Source organism: Agilicoccus flavus (assembly GCF_014857905.1).
GTDB classification, from domain to species: Bacteria; Actinomycetota; Actinomycetes; order Actinomycetales; family Dermatophilaceae; genus Agilicoccus; species Agilicoccus flavus.
Map to the genome: position 1 here is coordinate 60,966 of NZ_JACYXE010000012.1, position 15,944 is coordinate 76,909.

At 72.0% G+C, this 15,944-nt stretch carries 16 protein-coding genes; 11 read left to right on the forward strand and 5 right to left on the reverse strand.

The window, feature by feature from the left end; genetic code table 11:
* Nucleotides 1–21: 21 nt before the first annotated feature.
* From iolB to ICW24_RS16590, 9 genes are all read left to right on the forward strand, one after another.
* Nucleotides 22–909, forward strand: coding sequence for a 5-deoxy-glucuronate isomerase (iolB, locus tag ICW24_RS16550; protein ID WP_226346830.1), 888 nt, complete (start codon nt 22–24; stop codon nt 907–909).
* 115 nt (nt 910–1,024) lie between these two features.
* The gene (locus ICW24_RS16555) at nt 1,025–1,957 is read left to right on the forward strand and encodes a TIM barrel protein (RefSeq protein WP_226346831.1); all 933 of its coding nucleotides are present in this window, start codon (nt 1,025–1,027) and stop codon (nt 1,955–1,957) included.
* Nucleotides 1,958–2,027: 70 nt separating this feature from the next.
* On the forward strand, nt 2,028–3,032 hold the full coding sequence (locus ICW24_RS16560) for a Gfo/Idh/MocA family protein (protein WP_226346832.1): 1,005 nt from the start codon (nt 2,028–2,030) through the stop codon (nt 3,030–3,032).
* 521 nt (nt 3,033–3,553) lie between these two features.
* Nucleotides 3,554–3,862, forward strand: a complete 309-nt coding sequence (locus ICW24_RS16565; protein WP_226346833.1) for an alpha/beta fold hydrolase — start codon at nt 3,554–3,556, stop codon at nt 3,860–3,862.
* A 211-nt stretch (nt 3,863–4,073) separates the two neighbouring features.
* Nucleotides 4,074–4,379: a hypothetical protein gene (locus ICW24_RS16570; protein WP_226346834.1), complete on the forward strand. Its 306-nt coding sequence runs from the start codon at nt 4,074–4,076 to the stop codon at nt 4,377–4,379.
* Nucleotides 4,380–4,536: 157 nt separating this feature from the next.
* On the forward strand, nt 4,537–5,577 hold the full coding sequence (locus ICW24_RS16575) for a Gfo/Idh/MocA family protein (protein WP_226346835.1): 1,041 nt from the start codon (nt 4,537–4,539) through the stop codon (nt 5,575–5,577).
* Nucleotides 5,578–5,638: 61 nt separating this feature from the next.
* Nucleotides 5,639–6,628, forward strand: a complete 990-nt coding sequence (locus ICW24_RS16580) for a sugar ABC transporter substrate-binding protein (protein WP_226346836.1) — start codon at nt 5,639–5,641, stop codon at nt 6,626–6,628.
* Nucleotides 6,629–6,632: 4 nt separating this feature from the next.
* Complete coding sequence (locus ICW24_RS16585; RefSeq protein WP_372360907.1) at nt 6,633–7,742, forward strand: ABC transporter permease; 1,110 nt, start codon at nt 6,633–6,635, stop codon at nt 7,740–7,742.
* Nucleotides 7,739–8,665 (forward strand): ATP-binding cassette domain-containing protein, encoded by a 927-nt coding sequence (locus ICW24_RS16590; RefSeq protein ID WP_226346837.1) that lies wholly within the window; start codon nt 7,739–7,741, stop codon nt 8,663–8,665. Before ICW24_RS16585 ends, ICW24_RS16590 begins: the two co-directional genes overlap by 4 nt.
* A gap of 190 nt (nt 8,666–8,855) precedes the next feature.
* Here the strand turns inward: ICW24_RS16590 and ICW24_RS16595 are convergent, their stop codons facing one another.
* The 3 genes from ICW24_RS16595 to ICW24_RS16605 all read right to left on the reverse strand — a co-directional run bounded on the left by ICW24_RS16595 (nt 8,856) and on the right by ICW24_RS16605 (nt 12,011).
* On the reverse strand, nt 8,856–9,677 hold the full coding sequence (locus ICW24_RS16595; RefSeq protein WP_226346838.1) for a TIM barrel protein: 822 nt from the start codon (nt 9,675–9,677) through the stop codon (nt 8,856–8,858).
* 61 nt (nt 9,678–9,738) lie between these two features.
* A complete protein-coding gene (locus ICW24_RS16600; protein WP_226346839.1) occupies nt 9,739–10,746 on the reverse strand; it encodes a Gfo/Idh/MocA family oxidoreductase in 1,008 nt (335 codons plus the stop codon).
* Between the two features lie 83 nt (nt 10,747–10,829).
* The gene (locus ICW24_RS16605; protein ID WP_226346840.1) at nt 10,830–12,011 is read right to left on the reverse strand and encodes a Gfo/Idh/MocA family protein; all 1,182 of its coding nucleotides are present in this window, start codon (nt 12,009–12,011) and stop codon (nt 10,830–10,832) included.
* A 268-nt stretch (nt 12,012–12,279) separates the two neighbouring features.
* Between ICW24_RS16605 and ICW24_RS16610 the strand changes: the two genes are divergently transcribed.
* Both ICW24_RS16610 and ICW24_RS16615 read left to right on the forward strand, forming a co-directional pair.
* Nucleotides 12,280–12,642, forward strand: coding sequence for a universal stress protein (locus ICW24_RS16610; protein ID WP_226346841.1), 363 nt, complete (start codon nt 12,280–12,282; stop codon nt 12,640–12,642).
* A gap of 132 nt (nt 12,643–12,774) precedes the next feature.
* Entirely contained in the window at nt 12,775–14,205 is a 1,431-nt protein-coding gene (locus ICW24_RS16615; protein WP_226346842.1) for a sugar porter family MFS transporter, read from the forward strand.
* 10 nt (nt 14,206–14,215) lie between these two features.
* On the opposite strand, the gene ICW24_RS16620 is transcribed toward ICW24_RS16615, so the two are convergent.
* Complete coding sequence (locus tag ICW24_RS16620) at nt 14,216–15,373, reverse strand: phytanoyl-CoA dioxygenase family protein (protein WP_226346843.1); 1,158 nt, start codon at nt 15,371–15,373, stop codon at nt 14,216–14,218.
* Nucleotides 15,374–15,588: 215 nt separating this feature from the next.
* Nucleotides 15,589–15,816, reverse strand: coding sequence for a hypothetical protein (locus ICW24_RS16625; protein WP_226346844.1), 228 nt, complete (start codon nt 15,814–15,816; stop codon nt 15,589–15,591).
* Nucleotides 15,817–15,944: the final 128 nt, after the last annotated feature.

Consider the following 15,944-nt stretch of genomic DNA (forward strand, 5'->3'; position numbering starts at 1 on the left):
GATCCCGACGAAAGGTCGACGATGAGCGACACCTGGTTCCTGCCCCTCGGCGAGGCCCGCGAGGCCGACTACGACGTGGCGATCCGCCCGGGCCGGGAGGGCTGGGCGCACACCGGCCTGCTCGTCGTAGAGCTCGCCGCCGGCGACGAGCGGACGATCGACACCGGGGACTGCGAGTACGTCGTCCTGCCCCTGTCGGGCGGGTCGTTCCGCGTGGCCTGCGGGGAGCGGGAGGAGATCCTGGCCGGCCGCGAGAGCGTGTTCGCCGGGCCCGCCGACTGCGCGTACGTGCCTCGTCGCTCGACGCTGACCGTGAGCGCGGCCGGCGACGGCAAGGTCGCCTTGTGCTTCGCGACCGCGAAGGCCGACGTCCCGTTCTCGGTCGTTCGCGCCGCCGACGTCCCGACGGAGCTGCGCGGGGCCGGGCAGTGCTCGCGGCAGGTGCAGAACTTCGGCACCCCCGGGACGATGGACGCGAGCTCGATCATCGCCTGCGAGGTCATCACGCCCGCCGGGAACTGGAGCTCCTACCCGCCGCACAAGCACGACGAGCAGCGCGACGGCGTCGAGTCCGAGCTCGAGGAGATCTACTACTTCGAGATGCGCACCGTCGCCGGGGCCCCGGAGGAGGCCGACGCCATGGGCTACCAGTGCGTCTACGGCACCGACGAGCGCCCCATCGACGTCAAGGCGCAGGTGCGCACCGGCGACGTCGTGCTCGTGCCGCACGGCTGGCACGGCCCGGCGATGGCGCCGCCCGGCTACGACATGTACTACCTCAACGTCATGGCGGGCCCCGGGCAGGAGCGCGTGTGGCTCATCTGCGACGACCCCGCCCACGGCTGGGTCCGGCAGACCTGGGAGCACGAGCAGGTCGACCCCCGCCTCCCGCTGCACGCGCGCGCTTGATCGGGCCGCACCCCGAAGACCTATTGACAGGACATTAGGACAAGATAGCCTGGGCTCGCGCTCGCCCGACACGGTCGCGAACCGGGCCGACGACGACGTCACGAAGGGACCGACGATGGCGCAGGACAAATCCGTCAACCCCGACCCGCGGTACAGCAAGCTGACCGTCGGGGTCTGCCCCGACCAGTGGGGCGTGTGGTTCCCGCAGGACCCGAAGCAGATCCCGTGGGAGACAGCGCTGGACGAGATGGCGGAGGCCGGCTTCTCCGTCATGGAGACCGGCCCGTTCGGCTACTTCCCGACCGACCCCGCGCGCCTGAAGGCCGAGATGGACGCCCGTGGGTTCCGCGTCGTCGCCGGCACCGGCTGGGGGATCCTGCACAAGGCGGAGGCCTGGGCCGACACCGAGAGGACGTTCCGCGCCATCGGTGAGACGCACGCCGCCGTGGGCGCCGAGTACGTCGTCCACCTCCCGCCCATGTACCGCGACGAGCACTCGGGCGACTTCACCGACGACCGCGTCCTCTCGCCGGAGGCGTGGAAGCTCTACGTCGAGAACGCGACCCGGCTGGGCCGGATGATGAGGGAGGACTACGGCCTGAAGATGGTCCTGCACCCCCACGGCGACTCCCACATCGAGACGCCCGAGGAGATCGACCGCATCTTCGAGGCCACCGACCCCGAGTACGTCGGGTTCTGCCTCGACACAGGGCACATCGTCTACGGCCAGGGCGATCCCATCGACATGATCCGCCGCTACCCCGAGCGCATCGACTACGTGCACATCAAGGCCATGGACGCCGACCTCGTCCGCCAGGCGCACGACGACGACTGGGCCTTCGCCTGGGCCGTCGCCAAGGGCTGTTCGGTCGCCCCGCCCGAGGGTGAGCCGAAGATGCCGGGGCTCATCGAGGCGCTCGCCGACCTCGACAAGGAGCTGTACGTGGTCATGGAGCAGGACATGTACCCCTGCGACCCCGGCGCCCCCCTGCCCATCGCCAAGGCCACGCGCGAGTACCTCGCGAGCCTCGGCCTCGGGCTGGCGTGACCTCGCGTCGAGCACACACGACGACCAGCGCGACGACACCCTCTGATCGCATCCACGTGAGGACAGACACATGACCGTGCGCATCGGCATGATCGGCCCCGGCGGCATGGGCCGGGCCCACATCGAACGCATCCACACCGTCATCGCGGGCGGCCGGGTCGTCGGCGTCAGCGACGTCGACGCCGACAACGCCGCGCGGGTCGCGGAGGCGATCGGCGGGCGGGCGTTCGCGAGCTCGGCCGAGCTCATCGCCTCCGACGACGTCGACGCCGTGATGATCTGCAGCTACGGGCCGGTGCACGAGCCCGACGTCGTGGCCGCGATCGAGGCCGGCAAGCCCGTGTTCTGCGAGAAGCCGCTCGCGCCCACGTCCGCCGAGTGCCTGCGGATCATGGCGGCCGAGGAGAAGGCGGGGCGCCGCCTCGTCACCGTCGGCTTCATGCGACGCTTCGACGCCTCCTACCGCCAGATGAAGGCGATGCTCGACTCCGGCGAGGTCGGCGAGACGCTCATCGTGCACAACCGGCACCGGAACCCCACCGTGCCCGCGCACTACACGTGGGACATGGCGATCAACGACACGGCCATCCACGAGATCGACACGATGCGGTGGCTGCTCGGCGAGGAGATCGTCTCGGCGCGCGTCGACAAGCCGAAGAAGACGACCAAGCGGTTCGAGCACCTGCAGGACCCGCTCATCCTCGTCATGACCACCGAGTCCGGGGTCTGGATCGACGACGAGATCTTCGTCAACAACCAGCACAGCTACGACATCCAGTGCGAGGCCGTCGCCGAGACCGGCACGATCCGCCTCGGGGATCAGCACCTCGTCGAGCGCACCGGCACGATCGGGCGCCACCACGTGCTGACGATGGACCACAACGAGCGCTTCGGCGCCGCCTTCGTCACCGAGGTGCAGGAGTGGATCACGGCGGTCGCGCAGGGCCGCCACACCGGCTCGACGAGCTGGGACGGCTACGCCGCCGCCTGCGTGTGCGATGCCGGCGTGAAGGCGCTCACCGACGACGGCGTCGTGCCCGTGGAGATGATCGCCAAGCCCGCGTCGTACGCCTGAGCCTCACCGCCGGGCGCGCCCCGGTGGAGGACGGCCGGTGGGGCTCGCGCGTCGAAGAACCATTCGGGCCGGGTCGACGCCGCATCCGAGGGTGACGTCCGGACGAAGGCCCAGGTCAGGTGTTGCCGCTCCCGGGCCGGACGGATCGACCCGGCCCGAATGGTTCTTCGATCCAGCGCAGAGCGACCCCGCTGCCTCGGTCGTCATGGTGGGCCGCGTCGGACGCCTCCCCCGGCCGGTCGCGTGGCGACCGGGCCGCGTGTCGCGTCGTTCCGGGGGCGGAGCGTGCAGTTTCAGGACCTGCGGCCCGGCCGTGGGCCTGTCGCGCCCACTAGCCTGACGCACGTCACGACCGTTCACGGCGCCCGCCGTGAACGGGGACGTGCCGGGCCGAGGCGGTGGAGCCGATGACCGTGGAGCGACGGGTGGCCGTCGAGGGCGGTGACCTCGCCGTCACCGACTAACGGCGGCCGCGGCCGGACCCTCGTGCTCGTCCACAGCGCGGGCCTGTGCAGCGACATGTGGCGCCGCCTGGCGCCGCTGCTCACCCCCACGCCCGCGTCCTCGCCGTCGACCTGCGCGGCCACGGCCAGAGCACGTGCGAGCTCGACTCCCCGGACCAGCTCGTCGCCGACTTCGAGCGGCTCGTCATCGACCTCGACCTGCGGTGCCCCGTCATCCTCGGCCACCAGTACGGCGGCGGTATCGCCGCGGCGGTGACCGCCGCCTACCCGCTGCTGTGGGGAGCGCTGTGCGTCGTCGACAGCCCCGTCATCTCCCCGCAGGCGAACTATCTCGGCGTATGGAGCTCTTCTCGTCCCCCGAGATGATCGACGAGCTGACCCGTCGCTTCCGGTTCGGGGCCGCGGGGCCCGATCGGGCCTCCCTCGAGGCGTTCGTGCTCGACACTCCCACCGGCTCGACGAGGACTGGCTCGCCGTCCCCCACCCCGGCGGCACCCCGCGCTCGCTGGACCGCTCGATCCTGCGCGACGCCTCCGGAGGGTGGGTGCGCCGGCCGACGCCGCGGACGATCCAGCGCATGACGACCTTCGACCCCGACTTCCCGCTCGTCCCCGGCCGGGAGCTCCTCGAACGATCGGTGCCCCCGGTCTGGGTCGTCCAGCCGCTCCAGGGCGACTACGGCGACGGCTTCGGCGAGATGAGCGAGCTCGCCGCCCGCCGCCCCGGCTGGGCCGCCCTGAGCACGTCCGGCGGCTCGTTCGTCGGCTACACGCAACCGGAGCTGCTCGCCGACACCGTGGCCGGGCTCCTCGCGACCCTGCCCGGGCACCACGAGGCGGAGCCCACGCTGCGGGAGTTGGTCCGGCGACCGTCCGGGTCGTGACGCCCGCGCCCGTGACCGACCTGTGACGTTCTAATGTCAGGACAAAGTGTTGACAGCTCGTGGGGCACGGGGCAGGCTGGGGCCCACCCCGCCCGGCGCCGCGCGGCATCCGCCTCGTACCCCGCCGCCGGGCCATGCCTGGAGAGGATCGGTGCCCATGCGCATCGGAGTGGCCGGAGTCGGTCGGATCGGGGCGTTCCACGCCGCCACGCTGAGGGACCTCGACTTCGTCGACGAGGTCGTCCTCGCGGACGCGATGCCGGGTGCGGCTCAGCGGGTCGCGGGAGAGCTCGGGGTGGCGCACGTCGAGTCCGTGGAGGCCCTGCTCGACTCCGGGATCGACGGGTTCGTCATCGCGACGGCGACCCCCGCGCACGCGCCGCTGCTGCGGGCGGGCGTGGCCGCGGGCGTCCCGACGTTCTGCGAGAAGCCGGTCGCCGGGACCCTGCAGGAGTCGATCGATCTCGTCGAGCTCGAGAACGCCACCGACGTGCCGATCCACATCGGCTTCCAGCGCCGGTTCGACGCGGGCTACCGGCGCGCACAGGAGGCGGTGCGCTCGGGCGAGCTCGGGTTCGTCCACACGATCCGCGCCAACACGAGTGACCAGTCGCCGCCGCACGCGAGCTACATCCCCACGTCCGGGGGCATCTTCCGCGACTGCAACGTCCACGACTTCGACATCCTCCGGTTCGTCACGGGCCGGGAGGTCGCGACCGTCTACGCGACGGGCGCGAACAAGGGTGCCGACTTCTTCACCGAGGCGGGCGACGTCGACACGGGCGCGGCCGTCCTCACCCTCGACGACGGGACGATGGTGCTCGTCGGTTCCACCCGCTACAACGGCGGCGGTCACGACGTGCGGATGGAGGTGTGCGGGAGCGACGGCACCATCGGCGTCGGGTACGACGACAGCCTCGCCCTGCGGTCCGCCGAGGACGGCGTGAGCTGGCCCGCCGGGCCCCAGAAGTGGTCGTTCATGGAACGGTTCCTGCCGGCCTACCGGGCCGAGCTGACCGCCTTCGCCGACGTCGCGTCCCGCGCCGTGCCCTCGCCCTGTACCGTCGCCGACGCCCTCCAGGCCTTCCGCACCGCCGAGGCGTGCGAGCTCTCCCGCCGGGAGGGCCGCGTGGTGTCCATGTCCGAGATCCCCGACGTCCCCGCTGTGCCCGCCACCCCCCACGACGCGTCGGTCTGACCGCGCGTCACCCCCTCACCCGGCCCGACGACGAGCCGGCCCCGTGAAAGGCCCCACCACCATGACGACACCCCGCCGCCTCTCGATGACCGTGGCCGTCGGCCTCACCGCGGTGCTCGGCCTCTCGGCCTGCTCCTCCTCCGGGGGGAAGCAGGAGAGCCAGAGCGCCGCGTCCGGCGAGCAGGCCAAGGCCCCGACCATGACCGTCGCCTTCATCACCCACGCCGCCGCCGGCGACACCTTCTGGGACCTCGTCCGCAAGGGAGCCGAGGACGCGGCGAAGAACGACGGCGTCAAGCTCGAATACACCTCCGACCCCGACGGCGCCAACCAGGCGAACCTCGTCAAGCAGGCCGTCGACAAGAAGGTCGACGGGATCGCCGTCACGCTCGCCAAGCCCGACGCCATGTCGGCCAACGTCGAGGCCGCGACCAAGGCGGGCATCCCCGTCGTCGCCCTCAACGCCGGCAGCGACGCGTGGAAGCAGATGGGCGTGCTGTCCTACTTCGGCCAGGACGAGAAGATCGCCGGCGAGGAGGCGGGCAAGAAGCTCGCCGCCGAGAAGGCCACCAAGGCGCTGTGCGTCATCCAGGAGCAGGGCCACGTCGGTCTCGAGGCCCGCTGCGACGGCGTCAAGGCCGGCTTCCCCGCCACCGAGAAGCTCTACGTCAACGGCACCGACATGGGCGACGTCCAGTCGAAGGTGACGTCCAAGCTGCAGCAGGACACGTCCCTGTCGCACGTCATCATGCTCGGCGCGCCGTTCACCATGACGGCGGTCAAGTCCATCCAGGAGTCCGGCAGCTCCGCCAAGCTCGTCAGCTTCGACATGAACAAGGACGTCGTCGGCGCGATCAAGGGCGGCCAGGTCGTGTGGGCCGTCGACCAGCAGCCCTACCTGCAGGGTTACCTCGCGGTCGACTCCCTGTGGCTGAACAAGACGAACGGCAACGAGATCGGCGGCGGGCAGCCCGTGCTGACCGGGCCCGCGTTCGTGGACTCCTCGAACGTGGCGAAGGTCGAGCAGTTCGCCAACAACGGGAAGCGGTGACCCGGTGAGCACCGCAGCCTCCGGAGCCGGCACCGCCTCCCCGTCCACGTCTCCGCCGCCCTCGCCGCCGCCCTCGCCGCCGCCCTCGGCCGCCCCCGCGGGCGACGACCGGGTGCGTAGCCGGTCCGCGCTCACCCTTCTCATGGCGCGCCCCGAGATCGGCGCGCTCATCGGAGCGGTCGTCGTCCTCGTTCTCTTCCTCGTCGTGGCTCCGCCGTTCCGCAACCTCGGCAACGTCGGCACCGTCCTCTACGGATCGGCCCTCATCGGCATCATGGCCGTCGGCGTCTCGCTGCTCATGATCGGCGGCGAGTTCGACCTGTCGACCGGGGTGGCAGCGACGACGTCCGGCCTCACGGCCGCGCTCGTCGCCTGGAACTTCGGGCTCAATGTCTGGGTCGGCGTGCTCGTCGCGCTGCTCGTGTCGCTGGCGATCGGGGCGTTCAACGGGTGGCTGCTCGTGACGACCGGCCTGCCGAGCTTCCTCGTCACCCTCGGGACGTTCTTCGTCCTGCGCGGCGCCAACCTCGGCATCACCCGCAACGTCACCGAGAACGTCGCCACCACGTCGATCGCCGACATGGACGGGTGGGACTCGGCACAGGCCGTGTTCGCGACGACCTTCAAGATCGGGCCGGTCAGCATCAAGATGCTCGTCCTCTTCTGGATCGTCCTCACGGTCGTCGCGGCGTACGTGCTGCTGCGGACGCGCGTGGGTAACTGGATCCTTGCGGTGGGCGGCGACGACGCCGCCGCCCGCGCCGTGGGCGTCCCGGTCCGGGCCGTGAAGATCGGCCTGTTCATGTTCGTCGGGTTCTGCGCGTGGATGCTCGGGATGCACCTGCTCTTCGAGTTCTCCGTCGTGCAGTCCGGCGAGGGTGTCGGCAAGGAGTTCATCTTCATCATCGCGGCCGTCGTCGGCGGGTGCCTGCTCACCGGCGGGTACGGCTCGGTCGTCGGCGCGGCGATCGGGGCCCTCGTCTTCGGCATGACCCAGCTCGGCATCAACTACGCGGGCTGGAACCCCGACTGGTTCTTCAGCTTCCTCGGCGTCATGCTCCTGCTCGCCTGCATCGTCAACCTGTACGTAAAGAAGAAGGCGGACGCGCGATGAGCCCCCGGACCGAAACGGCCCCGACCCATGTCGGCGGCGCGACGACGAGCATCCTCGAGATGCGCGAGTGCGGCAAGAACTACGGCAACGTCTCGGCGTTGCGGGGCGTCACGCTCAACGTCCGGCAGGGCGAGGTGACGTGCGTCCTCGGCGACAACGGCGCCGGCAAGTCGACGCTCATCAAGATCATGGCCGGGCTGCACGATTACAACGCCGGCGAGATGTTCGTCAACGGGGAGCTTCGGCACTTCTCGTCCCCCCGCGAGTCGCTGGCCAGCGGGATCGCGACGGTCTACCAGGACCTCGCGCTCGCCCCGCTCATGAGCGTGTGGCGCAACTTCTTCCTCGGCAACGAGATCAAGAAGGGGTTCCTCGGCACCCTCGACGTCCCGCAGATGAAGAAGGTGTGCGGCGAGGAGCTGACGAAGATGGGGATCGTCATCCCCGACCTCGACCGGCCCATCGGCGCGCTCTCCGGCGGGCAGAAGCAGTGCATCGCCATCGCCCGCGCGATCTACTTCGGCGCGAAGGTCATCATCCTCGACGAGCCGACCGCCGCGCTCGGCGTCAAGCAGTCGGGCGTCGTGCTCAAGTACATCGTCAAGGCGCGCGACGCCGGCCTCGGCGTCGTCTTCATCACGCACAACCCGCACCACGCCTACCTCGTGGGCAACCACTTCGTCATCCTCAAGCTGGGCCGCGTCGTCCTCGACGCCCACCGCGACGAGATCAGCCTCGACGAGCTGACGGCGGAGATGGCGGGCGGCAAGGAGCTCGCCGACCTCAGTCACGAGCTGCGGGCCGCCGACCCCGGCAAGGTCGTCGAACCGCACACCGTGACCGGTGGTATCGACGCGCCGTCCGGCGTCCTGCCCCGCGTGGGGGAGGACGGCCGGGAGGGCGTCGGTACCCCCCGGAGCTGACCCACCGGCACACGAGAGCCCCGGACCGCCGCAGCGGTCCGGGGCTCTCGCTCGTCCACCTCGGCCGTGCTCACCCACGCCGACGTGGCGACACGGGTGGGCCGTACGGCCAGGGCCCGCGCGGCGGGATCGGTACGCGGCCCGATCGCCGCGACACAGGCCGCGCCGACGGCCCGATCGCCGCCGACGCTCAGCCCGCCGGCGTGAACGCGACGCGGAACGCCTCGACGGCGGCGAGGGAGTCGCCGGCGGCGTGGGCCTCCATCGCGACGGTGCCGGTGTAACCCGCGGCCGCGAGCGCGCTCGCGACGGCGGGGTAGTGGATCTCGCCGGTGCCCGGCTCGCAGCGGCCGGGGACGTCGGCCACCTGGACCTCGCCGACGTAGGGCAGGGCCCGGCGGCAGAGCTCGACGACGTTCCCCTCGTCGATCTGCGCGTGGTACAGGTCGAGGTTGAGCCGCAGGTGCGGCGAGTCGACCGTCGAGACGAGCGCAAGGCAGTCGGCGGCGGTGGCGAACGGCGTGCCCGGGTGGTCGACGGCCCGGTTGAGGTTCTCGAGCTCGAAGACGACGCCGTGCCGCTCGCCGACCCGGGCCAGCGCGTCGAGGGTGAGGGCCGCGCGCGCCCACATGGCCCCGGTCGCCTCGGTGCCGGGCGGCAGCGGGACGACGGGGAGGCCGTTCGGGTCGAGCCCGGTGCCGTGCACGTTGAGGCGGGGCACGCCGAGCCGCGTGGCGACCCGCGCGGACTCCTCGGCCGTCGCGAGCAGCTCCGCCGCCCCGTCCGGGTCGGCGAGGGTCCCGCGCAGGTACCCGGTCATCGACTCGATGACCACGCCGTCGGCGCGCACCCGCTCGAGGTCGTCGAGGTCCTTGTCGGCCCAGCTCCAGATCTCGGCGGCGAACCCGAGTTCGTGCAGGCGGCGCAGCCGATCGACCAGGGGCAGGTCGGTGAAGACGAGCTCGGCGCAGACGGCGAGGGTGAACGGGCCGGGTCGGGGCGCGTCGGTCATGAGGGGCCTTTCGTCGAGGGGGTGTCGCGGATCCGTCGCGGGGGGTGCCGCGGGTTCGCGGTCAGGACGCGAGGCGGACGGTGCCGCCCGCCTCGACCGATTCGATGCAGCCCAGGGCGATCCGCAGCGCCTCCCGGGCGTCCCGCGGGCCGACGGCGGGCGGGGTGCCGTCGCGGACGGCGTCCCGGAACGCGGCGAACTCCGCCACGTAGGCCGCGTCGAGGAGCTCGGTGTCGGCGCGCATCGTCGGCGCGGTCAGGCCGGGGGACGCGTAGTGGCGCACGGTGAGCTGTTGCGGGTCGCCGATCGTCACCATGCCGGCCGAGCCGAACACCTCGCCGCGCACGTCGTAGCCGTACGCGGCGGAGAAGCTCGCGTCGGCGGTGGCGATGGCGCCGTTGTCGTACCGGATGGTGACGACGGCGGTGTCGATCAGCCCGCCGTGCTTGAAGTCGGGCGCGACGAGGGCGTCCGCCACGGCGGTCACCTCGACCGCCCGCGCGCCGGGGTTCATCCAGTTGAGCAGGTCGAAGTCGTGGATGAGGGTCTGCGTGAAGATCGTCCAGGCCGGGACCCGGCCGGGGTCGGCGAGGCCGGGGTCGCGGGTGCACGAGCGCAGCAGGTGCGGCGTGCCGATCCCGCCGGAGGCGACGATGTCGTGCGCGGCGACGAAGTCGGCGGCGAACCGCCGGTTGAAGCCGACCTGCAGCGGCACGCCGGCCCGCTCGACCGCCTCGACGACCCGGTCGGCCTCGGCCAGGGTCATCGCCATCGGCTTCTCGCAGAAGATCGCCTTGCCGGCCTCCGCGGCCGCGACGGACAGGTCGGCGTGCGCGACGGACGAGCTCGTGATGGCGACGGCGTCGACGTCCGGGTCGGCGAACACGTCGTGGACGTCGGTGACGGCCCGGGCCCCGAACGGGCCCGCGAGGCGCTCCGCGGCGCCCGGCACCGGGTCGGCGACCGCGGTGAGGCGCACTCCGGGCAGCCGCTCGGCGAGGATCCGGGCGTGGTTCGTCCCGATGCGGCCGGCGCCGATCAGCGCGACCCGCAGGGGGGTGGATGTCATGGGGGCCTCTTTCGGGCTCGGGGGTCGGGTCTGCGGCGGCGCCGGCCGGGTGCCCGTGGGTGGGAGCTCCCGGCCACCGCCGTTCAGTCGTCGATGCGGATCGCGGCGCCGCCGGCGGCGGCCGACTCGGTGACGGCGGCGAGGATGCGCAGGTTGCGCAGTCCGTCGCGCATCGGCGCGACGGGGGGCAGCGTGTCGAGGCCGGCGACCTGCTCGAGCATCGCGCGGGCCTGGAACACGAACAGGTCGTTGCTGCCGAAGTTGACGCTCGGGAAGTCCATCGCCATGCCGCGCGTGACGTAGGGGTGGTGGGGGCCGACGATCACCTGTCGGTAGCCGCCCGTGCCGGCCGGGGACGACCCGTCGACGTACCCGAACTCGCCCGGCCGCTCCATGTCGAAGGAGGCCGCGCCCCGGGTTCCCGAGACCTGGAACTTGAGCTGGTTCGCGTGCCCGAACGTCGCCCGGGACACCGACAGCGTGGCGGCCGCGCCGCTCGCGAATCGGGCGGTGAACGTCGCGACGTCCTCGTTCTCGACGGGCTCGGCCGTCTCGGAGAGCGCGGCCGCGCCGTGCCCGACGACGTGCCCGGCGGGCAGGAACCGCTCGGTGATCGACGTCGAGAACACGGCCCCCGACACCGACTCGATCGGGCCGCAGAGGAACTCGGCCGTGTCGGTGAGGTGACTGCCGATGTCGGCGAGGGCGCCCGAACCGGGGCCGCCGCGGTATCGCCAGCTCATGGGCCCGGACGCGTCGACGCCGTAGTCGCACCAGTACTGCCCCGAGAAGTGGACGACGTCCCCCAGCTCGGCGCCGATGCGGTCCCGGATCGCGGCGATCGCCGGCTGGCGGCGGTAGACGAAGCCCGTCGTCGCGACGAGGTCGGGGTGGGCGTCGGCCGCCGCGACCATCGCCTCGGCGTCCGCCACGCTCGGCGCGAGCGGCTTCTCGCACAGGACGTGCTTGCCGGCGGCGAGGAGCGCCTCGACCATCTCGCGGTGGAGGTGGTTGGCGACGACGACCGAGACGACGTCGATGTCGTCCGCCTCGACGATCCGGCGCCAGTCGGACTCGGCCCGCTCGTATCCGTACCGGCGGGCGCCGTCGGCCGCGAGGGCCTCGTCGAGGTCCGAGACGGCGACGAGCCGCACCGGGGGCAGCGGCGGGTCGAAGACCGCGGGGGCGTTGCGGTACCCCGCGAGGTGGGCGCGTCCGGCCATGCCGGCCCCGATGACGGCGAGACCGATGTCGTTGCGGCTCATGCGAGCTTCGTCCTTCCGGAGGGGAGCGGAAACCTCAGTCTTCCGGCCGCCCCACGTGACGTCAACCAAATGTCCTGACAAATCGGCCGGCGGGCGGCCAGCGGCTCGGCAAATGATCTGACATATGAACAAAGCCTTGACATGGCGCCCGCCAGGTCGCTTGGGTGTCCGCGGACCCCGGCGGTGCCCCGGGGTTCTCGGCCGCCGCCCGTCCGTCGCGGACGCCGGCCCGTTCGACCCGGGGCACCCCACCCGAAGGAGTCCCGCCATGACCGTCATGGTCGCCGTCCCCGACAGCGAAGAGGGCGTGCGCGCCCTCGAGGCCGCCATCGCCGAGGCGGGTGAGCGCGGCACCGGCCTCGTCGTCGTCAACCTCACCCTGGGCGAGATCGACCTCGCCGACGTCCCCGAGGGCATGGCCTGCGAGCTCGTGGGCCGCAAGGGGCGGACCGACCGCGACCCGGCCGACACCGTGCTGCACGCGTTGTCCGCCCACCCGGACGTCGACCGCCTCGTCATCGGGGTGGCCCGCCGCAGCCCCGTCGGGAAGCTCCTGCTCGGCAGCCTCAGCCAGCGCCTCATCCTCGAGGCCGACGTGCCGGTCCTCGCGGTCAAGCTGACCGCCCACTGACCCGGGGCGGTCCGCGCCGTCCACCTCTCGCCGTCGCCGGTTCCAGGCGCCTCATCGCCGCGGACCCGGCCGGTCACCCGGCACAGACACCGTCGTCGCCGCCCACCCGGGCGCCTCGTGAAGGACGTTCCCATGACCCACACCGCATCCCAGGACACCCCCCGCGGGGTCGAGCTGCCGCCCCTACAGCCGGGCCCCCACCAACGCCGCCTCGACCTCATCGCCGTCGTCGCCACCTTCGGCGGCCTGCTCTTCGGCTACGACACGGGCGTCATCAACGGCGCCCTCGAACCCATGAAGGCCGATCTCGGCCTGACGACGGTGACCGAGGGCCTGGTCACCGCGACCCTGCTCATCGGGGCCGCGGTCGGGGCGCTCGCGTCCGGCATCCTCAACGACCGACTCGGCCGCAAGCAGACCCTGACGATCATCGCGGTCGTCTTCTTCGTCGGCACGCTGGGCTGCGTCTTCGCTCCGGGGCTCGGGGTCATGCTGCCGTCCCGCTTCGTCCTCGGCCTCGCCGTCGGCGCCGCGTCGGCGACCGTGCCCGTGTACCTCGCCGAGCTCGCCCCGACGGAGCGCCGCGGCACCCTGAGCGGCCGCAACGAACTGGCCATCGTCCTCGGCCAGATGCTCGCCTTCGTCATCAACGCGATCATCGCGAGCCTGTGGGGCCAGCACGAGGGTGTGTGGCGATACATGCTCGCCGTCTGCGCGATCCCCGCGGTCTTCCTCTTCCTCGGCATGCTGCGGATGCCGGAGTCGCCCCGCTGGCTCATCTCGAAGGGCCGCCAGGAAGACGCCCTCGGCGTGCTCATGCAGGTCCGCACGGAGGACCGCGCTCGCGCCGAGATGGCCGAGGTCGAGCATCTCGCCGACGAGGAGGCCGAGTCCCAGACGGGTGGCCTGTCCGACCTCGGGGTGGACTGGGTCCGGCGGCTCATCGTCATCGGCTGCGGCCTGGCCGCCGCCCAGCAGGTGACGGGCATCAACTCGATCATGTACTACGGCACGCAGCTGCTCACCGAGGCCGGCTTCACCGCCCGCGCGGCCATCATCGCGAACGTGGCCAACGGCGTCCTCGCCGTCGTGGGCACGGCGATCTGCCTCTTCGTCGTCATCGACCGGGTCGCCCGCCGCAAGCTCATCATCTTCGGCTTCGTCGCGACGACCACGATCCACGGCCTCATCACCGTGGTCGCCACCGTCATGCCGGCCGGCACGACCCGCGCCTACGTCATCCTCGTGCTGTGCGTGACGTTCGTCTTCTTCATGCAGTGCTGCCTCAACGCCCCGGTCTGGGTGGCCCTGTCCGAGCTCTTCCCGCTCCGGTTGCGCGGGATCGGCATGGGCCTGTCCATCCTGTGCATGTGGCTCGTCAACGCGGCCCTGACCTTCGCCTTCCCGGTCGTCGTCGGCGTGGCGGGGCTGCAGGGCATGTTCGGCATCTTCTTCGTCGTCGGCCTCGTGGCCATCGTCTTCCTGTGGAAGATGCTGCCGAACACGAGCGGCCGCTCCCTCGAGGAGCTCGAGGAGTCCTTCAGCCAGGGGCAGTTCGTCTGAGCACGACCCGTCAGACCCGCCGGGCCTCGTAGGCCGCCAGGGTGGTCGCGAGGTCCGGCGGGCTCGCCGCGGAGGCGAGGGCGGCGCGGACGTGATCGGCCTGGGAGGCCGGCGCGCGACCCCCGACGGGCGGGTCGAGGTCGAGGTTCGTCGGGAACGGGTACCCCTCGGCGCTCGCGGCGACGACGCGGTGGGCGGCGGCCTCGTCGAGGTCACCGGCGGTGCGCGCCGCCAGGAGCGCCGGGTAGATCGCCTCGACGACCCGGCGCCGGTCCACGGTCTCCATGGCGCGCCCGAAGGCCGAGCTCACCTGCAGCAGGTTGGCCATGCGGAGGATGTCGGCCGAGTGGTTCGTGCCGGCCGCGTGGAACAGCGCGGGGTTGAAGAACACGGCGTCGCCCTTGCGCAGCGGCAGCTGCACGTGGTGCCGGTCGAAGTGGGCCTTGAACGGCTCCAGCCACCAGGCGAGGTAGCCCGGGGCGTACCGGTGGCTGTGCGGCAGGTAGAGGGTCGGGCCGGACTCGACGGGCATGTCGACGTGGGCGACCGCGCCCTGCAGCGTGAGGGCGGGCGAGAGCCCGTGCACGTGCGTGGGGAACCGCGCGGCCCGATCCGCCGACAGGAACCCGAGGTGGTAGTCGCGATGCACGTCCTGGCGGGTCCCGCCGGGGTTGACGACGTTGACCTGGCTCGTCACCTGGTAGTCGGGCCCGAGCCAGGCCGTGGCGGCGAGCGCGAGCATGTCGTTGGCGTAGTAGCGCACGAAGGTCTCGGGCCGGGCGACCGCGAGCTTCTCGAGCGCGTTCCAGACGCGGTCGTTCGCGCCGGGCTTCGCGAAGTGGTCGCCGACCTCGTGACCGGCGGCGCGCTGCGCGGCGATGAGCTCCTGGAACGCGGCGGTCGTCTCGTCGATCGTCGCGGCGTCGAACGCGCCGGCGAGGACGACGATGCCGGGGCCGTCGGAGAGGGCCCGGGCCAGCTCGGCGCGGACGGCGTCGGTGTCGGCGACCGCGCGAAGGCGGGTGGCGTCGTAGGTGAGCACGCCCTCGACGAGGCCCTCGGCGTGGGGATAGTCGTCCGCGCGCGTGGCGGCCAGACCCTCCTCGACGAGCGCGACGAGATCCTCGACGCGGCAGGAGTCCATGGCGAAGTAGGCGGGTGCGCTCATGCGGACATGCTCGGCCGGAACGGCGGGGCGGCGCCGCCCGGGAACCACATCGTGAGATGGCGCTTCTGACCGGGGGCGGGCGAGCGGAGGCGGTGACGCGTGACATCTCAGCCCGCGGATGCGCGCGGGTCCGGGGCGGGCGAGGTGCCGGGCCCGGACATGAAAGCGGGGTCGGTCACCACTGTGTGACCGACCCCGACGTGCAGCGGTGGTGCTCAGACCTGCGTCGTCGGGGTCACCATGGCACGCGCGCTGTGCGCGACCATCAGGCCCACGGAGACGAGGGCGGTGAGCCCGGCGAACAGGGTGACGCCGGCGATGCCGCTGACGAGACCCGTAACCAGCAGCACGAGGGCGATGGCCGCGAAGACCACCGCGTCGAAGGTGACGAGGTCGCCCAGGTACAGGTCGACATCGGTGGTGGGACGAGTGAAGTCCGTCATGAATGCTCCGTTCCGCCGCGCGAAACGGGCCGACGGCGCGCTCCGCACGGCCGTCGTGCGCCCCGAGGTCGGGGCGGATGTTCTGACGCCCGGGCGGTTGCCCGGCGTCGCGTGGAGGGCGATGCCCT